The organism is Alteromonas sp. HB246098, assembly GCF_054890645.1.
In genome coordinates, this window is record NZ_JBTZUG010000001.1 from 1,061,290 (window position 1) to 1,073,329 (window position 12,040).

The following is a 12,040-nucleotide window of genomic DNA, read 5'->3' on the forward strand; positions in this document are numbered from 1 at the left end:
GAGGGCATACCTTATTTTTATTATTCTGATTTTTCAGTGCTTTTATTTGCACCTTTTACCTTGGCTTTAAGTGCAGCTAGTTCGTCTTCGACCTTGTCGCTGGCTTCTAGCTCTGCAAACTCATCTTGCAGCGTCTTTTTACCCAAATCATAAGCTTCTACCTGTGATTCAAGGTCATCGATTTTACGCTCGTATTGCTCAAAGCGCCCCATTGCATTATCTACTCTCGTACTATCTAGTGTCTTCTTGACTTCTAGACGAGAGCTTGCAGTTTTCTGACGCATAATAATTGCTTTTTGACGGCTCTTAGCATCTGCAAGCTTTTCTTGAAGCTGGCCAATTTCATCCTGAAGCTTGCTGATTTGTTCTTCAACAACGGCCAATTCTTTACTTAGCGCTTCTGCAGCTTCTGCAGACTTTTTCTTTTCTTGCAGCGCAGCTCGGGCTAAGTCTTCTCTATCTTTGCTTAACGCAAGTTCTGCTTTTGCTTCCCAATCATTTGCATCGCTTTCATACTTTGCAATTTGATTAACTATTTCCTTTTTATTGGCTAGCGTCTTTGCAGATGCAGAGCGCACCTCAACCAATGTGTCTTCCATTTCCTGAATGATTAATCTAACCATTTTCTCAGGATCTTCGGCTTTGTCTAAAATCGCATTAATATTCGAATTCACAATATCTGTAAAACGCGAGAAGATACCCATAATAATTACCTCTTGCTAAAAATGGTAAGTGTTAGAAAACACCACACTTGATAAATAGGTTACTCTTGGTATAGGCAGCATTCAATATACTTGCCAACTTTGTTTATATGCTAACCTATTATTTTCTATACATTTTTCATGAGGTCAAATAATGCTCGTTTATCAATATTTTTTGTTCTACACTATTAATTGGTCGAAATGACTAATTTTTGAGGGATTTAATGAGTAGGTATCGACAGCAAGACAATTTACTTGGCCAAGCGAATAGTTTTCTAGAAGTTTTAGAGCAAATTTCACAGATTGCCCCACTAGACAAACCCGTTCTCGTCATTGGCGAACGAGGTACTGGTAAAGAGCTGATCGCTGCCCGTCTGCACTTCTTATCAAAGCGCTGGGATCAAAACTATATTAAGCTGAATTGCGCGGCACTAAGTGAAAGCCTATTAGAAAGTGAGCTTTTCGGTTATGAAGCCGGCGCCTTTACCGGCGCTTCGAAACGTCGTGAAGGTCGCTTTGAAGTGGCGCACAACGGTACCCTATTTCTTGACGAACTTGCTAATACATCGGGTCTTATTCAGGAAAAGCTACTGCGGGTAGTGGAATATGGTGAATTTGAGCGCGTAGGTGGCAGTAAGTCAGTAAAAACCGATGTACGCCTTATCGCAGCTACCAACGAAGATTTGCCAGCGCTTGCCGATGCCGGTGAATTTCGCGCAGACCTTCTCGACCGTCTTGCTTTTGATGTTATTACCATCCCTCCACTTCGCGAGCGTCGAGAAGATATCATGATGTTAGCTGAAAACTTCGCCATCAATATGGCCCGTGAAATGGAAATGGAACTGTTTAGCGGCTTTACTGAAAAAGCGAAGCGTACTCTGCTTGATTATGATTGGCCTGGTAATATCCGTGAACTTAAGAATGTGGTCGAACGTGCAGTTTACAGAACGAATAACCCTCACCTCCCAGTCCATGAAATAGTGTTAGACCCCTTCGAGTCAGCCTTCCGTCCGAAAGGCAGAGTAAAAACAAATGATAGAGTGAGCTCCCCAGATTCGCCTAACGTGGTTGCACAAACAGACACGCCAATGGTAAATGAACATATTGAAGGTGCTGACGTTACACCACTTATCCCTGCCAAAAAGCAGGAAATTGTCGAATACCCCATAGATTTGAAAGAGCGCTCTCAACAACATGAGATAGATATGATAAAACAGGCACTTGCTGACAGTCAGTTTAATCAAAAGAAAACCGCTGAAAAATTGAGCCTGACTTATCATCAGCTGCGAGGCTATCTCAAAAAATATAACTTACTAGATTCTTCCGCTGAAAACGTCGAGGCGTAGAGCATGTCTCATGGTTTGATGAAGCGTTTGCCATTATGTTTATGTACAGCGCTTCTTGTTGCATCCTGTGCGAAGCAGAATAAACAAGCGTTTTATAATACGGGTATTATTTATTGTTCTGAAAGCAACCCAGTAACTTTTAATCCGCAGCTTGATACATCGAGCACAACCTCTGATGCCTCATCTCACCAACTGTACGACAGACTTCTCGACTTCGACCCCGATTCTGGTCGCATAGTACCAAGTCTAGCTAGTAGCTGGTTAGTCAGTGATGACGGACTCACCTACGCCTTTCAGCTACGTAGAGACGTATGGTTTCACACTACCCGTTATTTTGAACCAAGCAGAAACTTCAATGCCGACGATGTTATTTTTAGTATCGACCGCTGGCGCTTAAACTCACATCCCTATCACTACGTGTCGGGCGGAAGCTACCCTTATTTTGAAAGTATTGGCCTTGCCCAAAATATCGCGTCTGTTGAACGGGTAAATGGTTATCGTGTTGAAATCACGCTTAAACGCCGTGACAGCTCATTTTTGGCAAATTTAGCGACCGATTTCGCTGTTATTCTGTCAGAAGAATATGCCAATAAGCTTGCACAGGCTGGTACGCCCAGCAAAATTGACCAGCTCCCAATTGGCACTGGGCCCTTCAAATTTGAAAGTTACCGAAAGGACCACTTTATTAAGTATCTTCGCCACGACAACTATTGGCGCACACAAGCCCTTGAAGAAAATGGAAGTAATATGGCTTCAGCGCCACAAGATGTGAGCGAAGCCCAAATCAAGCCCGACGTTGAACAACTTATTTTCGATATAACACCTCGGAGTTCGTTACGCTTGGCTAAGCTGATGACAGGGGAATGTGATGCAACTGCATTCCCAGCACAAACTGAACTTGAAGTGATTCGAACAGAGGATGATCTGACATTAGCGGAAAAACCAGGGCTAAATGTGGGCTTTTGGGCCTTTAATACTCAGCGCCCGCCGTTTGATAACCCCGATGTAAGGCGAGCGCTCGCCGCGGCTATTGATAAAAACACCTTATTAGAAGCGGTTTATTTCGACAGTGCAACACGGGCTAAGACCCTGTTGCCTGCGGCTAGCTGGGCATTTCAAAACGATGCCGATGACACAGCTTACAACCCTGTTCTAGCGCGTAAGTTATTGGCCGATGCAGGAATAGCTCCTGGGTTTTCAATGACAATATGGGCCATGCCGGTCGAGCGCGCTTATAACCCCAATGCAACGAAGATGGCCGAGCTGATTCAGCGATACCTTCGCGATGTAGGTGTAGATGCAACTATCGTTAGTTACGATTGGGCGACATTTAGACGTCATCTACAAGAAGGCCTGCACGACTCCGTATTAATCGGCTGGTCTGCCGATAACGGCGACCCTGACAACTTTTATCGCCCCTTGTTGAGCTGCGGAGCAATCCCATCTGGAACAAACCGGGCAATGTGGTGCAACGACAGTTATGACAAGCTACTTAACGAGGCCCTTCAAACCGAAGACATTGACGAGAGAACGGCTATTTACAAGCAAGTAAATAGGCTATTGTACGAACGTCTCCCTGTGGTCCCCATTGCACATGCCTATCGTTATCAAGCATATAGAAATGAGTTAGAAGGCATGACTATTAATCCCTTTGGCGGTGTGCGTTTTGGCGGGGTAGAGAAAGCACTGTGATCCAAATTCTCCTTAGATATTGCACATTATTCATATTAACGCTTTTAGTGTTAACGATTATTTCGTTCTCGCTGGCCTACCTTTTTCCAGGCGATACGTTGGAAAACCTGACCGGACTTGTGCCACAAAATGAGATGCAGCGCGCCGCGTTAGAGAAGCAGTTTAAGCTAGACCAGTCTTATATTTTTCAGTTTATTTACTATGTAGGTAATTTGCTGACCGGTGATTGGGGCTATAGTTTCACGTCTGGTCTGCCCTTAAGAGAGGAAGTAGGTATAGCGATGCCAGCAACTATAGAACTGGCAACGTACGCAATGCTGATGGCCTTGTTTATTGGCATCCCCTTAGGCTATTACGCCGGCATTCGCTGTTATTCAACGTCTGACCACTTAATAAATAGTGCAAGTATTACTACCTATTCTTTCCCTGTCTTTTGGTTCGCTCTGCTGCTTATTCTGGTATTTAGTTTGGAATTGGACTTGGCCCCACTGTCTGGTCGAATAAGTTTAATTTACGACATAGAGCCAGTAACCGGCTTTATTCTATTTGACGTTTTGCTGTCGGATATCGAAAACAAATCCTTAGCATTTAAAGATGCACTATCACACTTAGCGCTACCCACATTTGCTATTGGCGCCATAACCACGGCATCAATGATACGCATAACTCGGCGCTCAGTTATAGATGTAAAACATCGCCCCTATATTGCTGCAGCCGTGTCGCGCGGGCTTTCTAGTTGGCAAATATTCTTTCGCCATATACTACGTAATGCACTACTTCCCATTTTGCCGCTAATGGCGATTCAAATTACTACGCTTATAACCAATGCAATGATTGTTGAAACCTTGTTTTCATGGCCAGGAATTGGCAACTGGCTAATTCAAGCCATCTATCAACGGGATTACCCTGCTTTACGTATTGGTATGATGGCGGTATCTACGGTAGTAATTACCCTGACGATTCTGGTCGATGTATTAAACCGTATGATTGACCCAAGTAGAGAGAAATACGAGCGTGCCACAGTTTAGTTTGTACGAAGAAGAGTTTCACCCATCACCTTGGCAACGGACCTGGGCTTCGTTCAAGAACAGCCACATTTCTATGCTGGGGTTAATTATGCTAGCGCTATTTGTGGTATGCGCGGTATTCGCCCCTCTCATTACCCCTTATGACGCGGTGGAGCAGAACATTGACGGATTGTTAATTCCGCCTAGCTGGTTAGCGAATGGTTCAATTACCCATTTGTTCGGTACAGATGCACTAGGAAGAGACTTATTTACCCGTATTATTTACGGCTGCCGAACAACACTGGGCTCGGCCTTCTTGACCGTAGTACTTGCGATGCTAGTTGGTGTAAGTTTAGGTACGCTTGCTGGTATGTTACGTGGCGTTCGCTCAAGTGTTGCGAATCACTTACTTGATGCGCTTATGGCGATCCCTACACTACTGATTGCTATTATCATAGTTGCAATACTTGGTACGGGTTTGGTCAACAGTATGTGGGCTATTACCCTAGCCCTTATTCCCCAGTTTGTGCACCACACGCGCAGTTTCGTGCGCGCAGAAATGAAGAAAGACTACATTGTTGCGTCAACGCTTGATGGTGCTAGCAAGTGGCAGCTTTTTGTTCACTCTATTTTACCTAATATGACGGAAATGCTTGTTGTTCAAGGAACGCTGGCTCTTTCAATTGCAGTGATTGATATCTCGGCTCTTGGTTTCTTAAACTTGGGCGCTCAATCACCGTTACCTGAATTAGGTGTAATTCTAGCCGACGGGCTAGACGTTACTTACCTAGCACCTTGGAATGTAGCGGTACCCGGTATGGCGATATTTTTTATTGTGCTGTCCATCAATATCGTGGGTGACGGCTTGCGTTCTTCATTGAGAAAAAGGGTGAGTCACTAACATGCCAATGCTTGATATCAAAAACCTCACCCTAGAAATGCAGAACGGTGATAGCACCATAAAGGCTCTGGATAAGGTAAATTTGTCAGTGAGTTCAGGAGAGATTCGTGCTTTGGTGGGCGAATCGGGTTCTGGTAAAAGCCTTATTGTGTCGGCAATTTGCGGAGCGCTTCCAAACCAGTGGAATTTAACCGCCGACCGCATGAGCTGGAATGGAGAAAACCTATTAGGTATGTCGGTTCAACAACGCCGCGAAGTGATGCGTCGTGAAATTGCGGTGGTTTTTCAAAACCCGCAAGCGGCGCTTGACCCGTCGGCCACGCTTGGTGAGCAACTTGAAGAAAGCATTCCTGACGAATTCGTTGAAGGTAGCTGGTTTTGGCAACGTGCGCAGCACAGAAAAAAGATAGCAATAAGTACTGTACACAAGGTGGGAATAAAGCATCACAAGCATTACTTAAGTGCATTCCCTCACCAAATTCCCGCTGATATTGGGCAAAAGTTCATGATAGCCATGGCGCTAGTGTCTCAACCCAAATTACTTATCGCAGATGATCCCACTCGAGGCATGGAGCCCACAACTAAGACGCAGATCCTAAAACTCTTTACGCGCCTTAATCAAACTCGCTCTCTATCGATTTTGTTTGTCAGCCATGATTTGCTTGCCATTGCAAGTATGTCACATTCAATGACCGTCCTCTACGCGGGGCAAACGGTAGAATCGGGAAAGATGAAGCACATTAAAAAGCGCCCTCTTCACCCTTACACTAAAGCGCTATTAGACAGTGCACCAAGCTTCAGAAAGGACTTACCGCCTAAGTCTGCGTTACCTACGTTAAGCGGCTCTATACCAACGCTACAACATTTGCCTATTGGTTGTCGTTTAGGCCCCCGCTGTCCTCGGGCACAACGCGCCTGTGTGCAAACGCCCGCCGTACGCAAAATTCACGATCATAGCTACAGCTGTCATTACCCGCTACATATGGAGAAGCTGTGATGGACATTTTGCAGGTAAAAGACCTTACGTTTATACATAACGAAAAGAAGCGCTGGTTAAAGCGGCCTGAGGTATTTCAACTTGGTCCGGTTAACATGAGCGTGAAACGGGGTGAAACTATTGCCATCATAGGGGAAAACCGTTCGGGTAAATCCCTTCTTGCTAAATTATTAGTCGGCGCCCTACCTGCCGATGCGGGTGAAATTGAAATAAACACTCACAAGTATTTAGCCAAGTACCAGTCAAAAGACGGCCAACGCAAGCGGACCCACGACATTCGTATGATTCTGCAACACAGTGCGGAATCGATGAACCCATCGGTTCCGGTGGGCAAAATCCTAGACGAACCCTTGCGTTTGAATACGGGTCTTAGCGAAGCCGAGCGCAAGCCTATTATCGAAGATATGTTGGTAAAGGTAGGGTTACTTCGCGAACACTATTACTTTTACCGGCACATGCTTTCTGACGGCCAACAACAGCGCGTAGCCTTGGCTAGAGCTATAGTACTAAAACCCAAAGTGCTCGTTGCAGATGAACCCTTTGCTGCATTAGACCCTACTATTCGCTCGCAGACGGTGAATTTAATACTGCAACTACAGCAAGAGCTAGGTTTGGCGTTTATCTTCATAAGCCATAATTTAGGGATTGTCCGGCATATTGCAGATAGAGTTGTGGTAATGGAAGGCGGCGAAATTGTAGAGGAAGGTAAAACTGAAACTATTTTCAGATGGCCGCAGCACACTCGCACTAAGAAACTGGTCACCGCTTACCAGTCGCTAGTGCCGCAAAATACAATTCGTTAAAGCGCTGGGGGCAGTAAACTGCCCCTTCCATATTAAATATGTATACGCTTGTTAGCCAACCAGCGCTAGCAAAATACCTGCAGCGACTGCACTACCTAACACACCAGCTACATTAGGCCCCATTGCATGCATCAGCAGGAAGTTGTGAGGGTTTGCTTCTAGGCCAACCTTATTTACGACCCTCGCCGCCATAGGCACTGCAGAGACGCCCGCAGCACCAATAAGCGGGTTTATACTACCACCGGATAGCTTACTCATTAACTTAGCCATCAACACGCCAGCAGCAGTACCTATACCAAAGGCAATTGCGCCTAGGCCCAAAATACCCAAAGTTTCCACCGTAAGGAATGCCTCAGCTGATAGCTTAGAGCCTACAGCTAAACCAAGGAAAATGGTCACTGTGTTGATTAGCTCGTTTTGGGCTGTTTTACTTAACCTGTCGACAACGCCACATTCTTTCATCAAATTACCAAAGCAGAACATGCCTACTAGCGGCGTGGCAGCTGGTAAAAACAAGATGGTCATAAATAACACGGCGAGTGGAAAGATAATTTTTTCACGCTTTGATACAGGCCGAAGTTGACCCATTTTAATTTCGCGTTCCTCTTTTGTGGTCAGTGCTTTCATAATGGGCGGCTGGATAATAGGCACCAGCGCCATATAAGAATATGCAGCGACCGCAATAGCACCTAGCAAGTCAGGTGCTAAACGTGAAGCAAGAAAGATAGCCGTCGGCCCATCTGCGCCCCCTATTATGGCAATGGCACTGGCATCTTTTAACGTAAATTCAAAACCCGGAATAAGATTTAACGCTATTGCGCCAAATAAGGTAGCAAAAATACCGAACTGTGCGGCAGCGCCAAGCAGCAACATTTTGGGGTTTGCAATAAGCGCGCTGAAGTCTGTCATTGCCCCGACCCCCATAAAAATGAGCAATGGGAATACACCTGTATCAATGCCAATTTTATAGATGTAGTGCAATAAGCCACCCGCTTCTGAAAAACCAGCAATTGGAATATTCGTCAGCAGTGCGCCAAAACCAATGGGTAGCAAGAGTAGCGGCTCAAACTTTTTAACAATTGCTAAATAGAGTAACCCGAAGCCTACCGCCATCATTATGAGCTGGCCCGCTTCAAAATGCGCAAGCGCGGTACTATCCCAAAGTACCATTAACTTATCCATGTATTACCCCAATAAGATTAACGGTTGGCCGCTAGTTACAGCATCGCCTTCACCCACGGTAATGTCAGTGACCGTACCGGAAAACGCAGAGCGGATCTCGGTTTCCATTTTCATGGCTTCAAGGATCATCACTACATCACCTTCGGATACGCTATCGCCAGTTCGTACTAATACTTTAAATACGTTACCCGCTAGTGGCGCATCAATTGACTGCGACGACGCAGCGGCAGGTGAAGCTGTGCTAACAGTTTGTGGCTGGGGTTGAGCCGTATCGGCAGGCGTAACGCTCGTTAGCGTACCTGAGGGTGCCACTTCTACGCGATACACTTTCCCTTCTACGTTCACGTCGTAAGTTTCACTCGCAGTAGCCCCTTGTGAGTTTGACTTAGCTTCAGCAGGACTAGGCGCATGGGTGCCTTGCGACTCTTGAGCGCCCGGTGCAGGTTCAAACGCATCAGGATTGCCACGATTTTCGATAAACTTAAGGCCTATCTGCGGAAATAGCGCATAAGTCAGTACATCATCAATTTTGTCGTCTGACAGCGAAAGTTGTTTTTTCTCAGCCAGTTCATCTAGCTCTTTGCTCAGCGCATCAAGCTCAGGCGCAATATTATCAGCAGGTCTGCATGTTACAGGCTCTGCACCATCTAGCACACGCTCTTGTAGCTCATTGTTTACTGGCGCTGCAGTAGCACCGTACTCGCCTTTGAGTACACCAGCCGTTTCTTTAGTGATACTCTTATAGCGCTCGCCTGTTAGCACATTGAGTACCGACTGCGTGCCGACAATTTGCGAGGTGGGTGTTACAAGAGGGATAAACCCAAGATCTTCACGTACCCGAGGGATTTCTTTTAATACCTCTTCAAACTTATCTTCAGCACCCTGCTCTTTTAGCTGACTTTCCATGTTGGTTAGCATGCCTCCTGGCACTTGGGCCAGCAGAATACGTGCATCTACACCTTTAAGGCTTCCTTCAAATTTGCTGTATTTCTTTCTGACTTCTCTAAAATAACTCGCAATTTCTTCCAATTCAGGTAGCGCAATACCTGTGTCGCGTTCTGTGCCTTCAACGATTGAAACCATAGTCTCAGTTGCGCTGTGACCGTAGGTCATGCTCATTGATGAGATAGCTGTATCGAGCATATCAATACCGGCATCAATGGCTTTTTGGTAAGTTGCGGTGCTCAACCCTGTTGTGGCGTGGCACTGCATGGCGATAGGTACATCGACGGTTTCTTTTAACCCTGTAATTAACGCTTCGCATTCATAAGGTTTTAAAAGCCCTGCCATATCTTTAACACAAATAGAGTGCACGCCAAGGTCTTCAAGTTGTTTAGCCATATCTAGCCATAGCTCTAGATTATGCACTGGACTTACAGTGTAAGAAATCGTGCCTTGCGCATGAGCGCCGCTATCTATGGTAGCTTTAATGGCAGTTTTTAAATTTCTGATGTCATTCATGGCATCAAAAATCCTAAATACGTCTACACCGCTTTCGTGAGCGCGCTCTACGAAGCGAGTAACGACATCGTCAGCATAGTGGCGATAACCCAATAGGTTTTGACCACGCAATAACATTTGCTGTTTGGTATTGGGCATGGCTGCCTTTAACTTACGAATGCGCTCCCATGGGTCTTCTCCCAAATAACGGATACAGGCGTCAAAGGTCGCACCGCCCCAAGATTCAACAGACCAAAAGCCTGCCTTATCTAACTTTTCAGCAATGGGAAGCATGTCCTCAATACGCATACGCGTAGCAAGAAGCGATTGATGGGCATCACGCAGGACCAGCTCGGTAAGGGCCAGAGGCTTAGACATGGTAACTCCTGATATGGATTATTTTTTAGAATTTTGGCGATGGGTATGAATTGCGGCAGAAATAGCAGCGATGACATTACCGTCTATTCCCGGTTGTACCGCTTGATTATTTCGAGCCAAATTGGCTGAAGGCCGGGTCACATTGGCTAAAGGGTCTGATGTTTCACCTGGAAATGCTTCACAAAAACGTGCAATCAAATGAATGCCGACAATAAGCAGTCCCAAGAACGAAAAGACAAATACCATTCCTATGAGCATAAGAGAGCCTGCTTCAATGAGCAAACTAGCGACGGATTCCGAATTCATATTCAATCCTGTTGTTATTTTGTACCTGAATAAGTATCACGAGGTTTTTCAAAACACAACAAAACAGCATAAAAAACCACTAAAAATTGAATAAAACCCCACAATATGAAACTTAATGCATTATTACTTAATAAATTTGCAACATATACATTGTATTTATATGAAGTTGGGGCTTTATGCGAAAGTAGCGTAAAAAGAAAAGAAGAATTGAAGGATGCAAGAAATGAAAAAGCCCACCTAAAAGGGTGGGCTCTTCAATATGGCGCGTGTGGAAGGATTCGAACCTCCGACCGCCTGGTTCGTAGCCAGGTACTCTATCCAGCTGAGCTACACACGCGTTAACTTGTTTACTTTTGAATTTTACTTCAAAAGGTGACGCTTTAAAATAAGTGGCGCGTGTGGAAGGATTCGAACCTCCGACCGCCTGGTTCGTAGCCAGGTACTCTATCCAGCTGAGCTACACACGCGCAAAACTTGTTGTTGACCGCCACTGCCAACTAATAATGGCGGAGAGGGAGGGATTCGAACCCTCGATACGCGTATATGCGTATGGTTCCTTAGCAGGGAACTGGTTTCAGCCACTCACCCACCTCTCCTTGACTGCGGGGTGCATTTTACGGATTCATTGGCCTGAGTCAAACCTTTTTTATAAAGAAATTGTTCACCCGCTGCCATTTTAAACGATTCGAACAAAAAACCAGTAATTTGTTCGCAATACAAACAATTAAATGGAAAGTTATTAATTGCTTGCTATCAGTTTACGTTTGAATTCAGTCCGCCACTTAATACTCATAACTGAATTTTAGTCAATTATTCAGAAATAACGTGATTAATTTTTGAGTTTACCTCTTCACTACGCCGTTTCGATTTTGATTTAACGTAAAAAGCCAAGAAAGAATTTCTGGCCCAAAACAAAAAAGGTCAGCTAAAGCTGACCTTTCCAATGAAGCGTACAATGCAATTATTCTGCAGAATCTGGCTGACCGCCTTTTTCTGCCTGAATGCGCATATATATTTCTTCACGGTGCACAGAAACTTCTTTTGGTGCATTAACACCTATACGTACCTGATTCCCTTTTACGCCTAGTACGGTAACGGTTACATCGTCACCTACCATAAGCGTTTCACCAACTCGACGAGTCAAAATAAGCATTCGCTTGCTCCTGTTCCTTAATACTGAACATCATCCATTAAGATTTGCCAACCCAACGGCACGACCCGATGGTAGCGACAGTGATTCCCTGTTTCTGTGTCACTTCAAAAACTCACTGTTATACACAAAAATAA

At 45.1% G+C, this 12,040-nt stretch carries 11 protein-coding genes and 3 tRNA genes; 6 read left to right on the forward strand and 8 right to left on the reverse strand.

Features of this window, described 5'->3' with window-relative positions; genetic code table 11:
- Nucleotides 1–20: 20 nt before the first annotated feature.
- The gene (gene pspA, locus ACYTPF_RS04550) at nt 21–704 is read right to left on the reverse strand and encodes a phage shock protein PspA (RefSeq protein ID WP_461851354.1); all 684 of its coding nucleotides are present in this window, start codon (nt 702–704) and stop codon (nt 21–23) included.
- Between the two features lie 221 nt (nt 705–925).
- Here pspA and pspF point away from each other — a divergent pair, with 221 nt between their 5' ends.
- From pspF to ACYTPF_RS04580, 6 genes are read left to right on the forward strand one after another with little or no spacing between them, the layout of a single operon-like run.
- Nucleotides 926–2,047 (forward strand): phage shock protein operon transcriptional activator, encoded by a 1,122-nt coding sequence (gene pspF / locus ACYTPF_RS04555; RefSeq protein ID WP_461851355.1) that lies wholly within the window; start codon nt 926–928, stop codon nt 2,045–2,047.
- 3 nt (nt 2,048–2,050) lie between these two features.
- Nucleotides 2,051–3,739: an ABC transporter substrate-binding protein gene (locus ACYTPF_RS04560; RefSeq protein WP_461851356.1), complete on the forward strand. Its 1,689-nt coding sequence runs from the start codon at nt 2,051–2,053 to the stop codon at nt 3,737–3,739.
- Nucleotides 3,736–4,767 carry an ABC transporter permease gene (locus ACYTPF_RS04565; protein ID WP_179982691.1) on the forward strand — a complete coding sequence of 344 codons (1,032 nt, stop codon included), beginning with the start codon at nt 3,736–3,738 and terminating at the stop codon, nt 4,765–4,767. Before ACYTPF_RS04560 ends, ACYTPF_RS04565 begins: the two co-directional genes overlap by 4 nt.
- Entirely contained in the window at nt 4,754–5,647 is an 894-nt protein-coding gene (locus tag ACYTPF_RS04570) for an ABC transporter permease subunit (RefSeq protein ID WP_179982690.1), read from the forward strand. Before ACYTPF_RS04565 ends, ACYTPF_RS04570 begins: the two co-directional genes overlap by 14 nt.
- Nucleotide 5,648: 1 nt before the next feature.
- Nucleotides 5,649–6,644 (forward strand): peptide ABC transporter ATP-binding protein, encoded by a 996-nt coding sequence (locus ACYTPF_RS04575; RefSeq protein WP_179982689.1) that lies wholly within the window; start codon nt 5,649–5,651, stop codon nt 6,642–6,644.
- Nucleotides 6,644–7,447 (forward strand): ATP-binding cassette domain-containing protein, encoded by an 804-nt coding sequence (locus ACYTPF_RS04580; RefSeq protein WP_118489956.1) that lies wholly within the window; start codon nt 6,644–6,646, stop codon nt 7,445–7,447. The genes ACYTPF_RS04575 and ACYTPF_RS04580 overlap by 1 nt, the downstream gene beginning before the upstream one ends.
- A 51-nt stretch (nt 7,448–7,498) precedes the next feature.
- Here ACYTPF_RS04580 and ACYTPF_RS04585 read toward each other — a convergent pair whose 3' ends face one another.
- The 7 genes from ACYTPF_RS04585 to csrA all read right to left on the reverse strand — a co-directional run bounded on the left by ACYTPF_RS04585 (nt 7,499) and on the right by csrA (nt 11,906).
- A complete protein-coding gene (locus ACYTPF_RS04585; RefSeq protein ID WP_014948675.1) occupies nt 7,499–8,629 on the reverse strand; it encodes a sodium ion-translocating decarboxylase subunit beta in 1,131 nt (376 codons plus the stop codon).
- 3 nt (nt 8,630–8,632) lie between these two features.
- A complete protein-coding gene (oadA, locus tag ACYTPF_RS04590; protein ID WP_461851357.1) occupies nt 8,633–10,447 on the reverse strand; it encodes a sodium-extruding oxaloacetate decarboxylase subunit alpha in 1,815 nt (604 codons plus the stop codon).
- Nucleotides 10,448–10,465: 18 nt separating this feature from the next.
- Entirely contained in the window at nt 10,466–10,753 is a 288-nt protein-coding gene (locus ACYTPF_RS04595) for an OadG family protein (RefSeq protein ID WP_179982687.1), read from the reverse strand.
- A gap of 260 nt (nt 10,754–11,013) precedes the next feature.
- Nucleotides 11,014–11,090, reverse strand: a tRNA-Arg gene (locus ACYTPF_RS04600).
- 53 nt (nt 11,091–11,143) lie between these two features.
- Nucleotides 11,144–11,220 (reverse strand) — tRNA-Arg (locus ACYTPF_RS04605).
- A gap of 37 nt (nt 11,221–11,257) precedes the next feature.
- A tRNA-Ser gene (locus ACYTPF_RS04610) sits at nt 11,258–11,349 on the reverse strand.
- Between the two features lie 365 nt (nt 11,350–11,714).
- Nucleotides 11,715–11,906, reverse strand: coding sequence for a carbon storage regulator CsrA (gene csrA / locus ACYTPF_RS04615; RefSeq protein ID WP_032094439.1), 192 nt, complete (start codon nt 11,904–11,906; stop codon nt 11,715–11,717).
- Nucleotides 11,907–12,040 lie beyond the last annotated feature (134 nt).

Bases quoted from the DNA above. Each gene is read 5' to 3' on its own strand.
- ACYTPF_RS04595 (WP_179982687.1), bottom strand. From the start codon at position 10,753: ATGAATTCGGAATCCGTCGCTAGTTTGCTCATTGAAGCAGGCTCTCTT.
- ACYTPF_RS04575 (WP_179982689.1), top strand. From the start codon at position 5,649: ATGCCAATGCTTGATATCAAAAACCTCACCCTAGAAATGCAGAACGGT.
- pspA (WP_461851354.1), bottom strand. From the start codon at position 704: ATGGGTATCTTCTCGCGTTTTACAGATATTGTGAATTCGAATATTAAT.
- ACYTPF_RS04585 (WP_014948675.1), bottom strand. From the start codon at position 8,629: ATGGATAAGTTAATGGTACTTTGGGATAGTACCGCGCTTGCGCATTTT.
- oadA (WP_461851357.1), bottom strand. From the start codon at position 10,447: ATGTCTAAGCCTCTGGCCCTTACCGAGCTGGTCCTGCGTGATGCCCAT.
- csrA (WP_032094439.1), bottom strand. From the start codon at position 11,906: ATGCTTATTTTGACTCGTCGAGTTGGTGAAACGCTTATGGTAGGTGAC.
- ACYTPF_RS04580 (WP_118489956.1), top strand. From the start codon at position 6,644: ATGGACATTTTGCAGGTAAAAGACCTTACGTTTATACATAACGAAAAG.
- ACYTPF_RS04560 (WP_461851356.1), top strand. From the start codon at position 2,051: ATGTCTCATGGTTTGATGAAGCGTTTGCCATTATGTTTATGTACAGCG.
- pspF (WP_461851355.1), top strand. From the start codon at position 926: ATGAGTAGGTATCGACAGCAAGACAATTTACTTGGCCAAGCGAATAGT.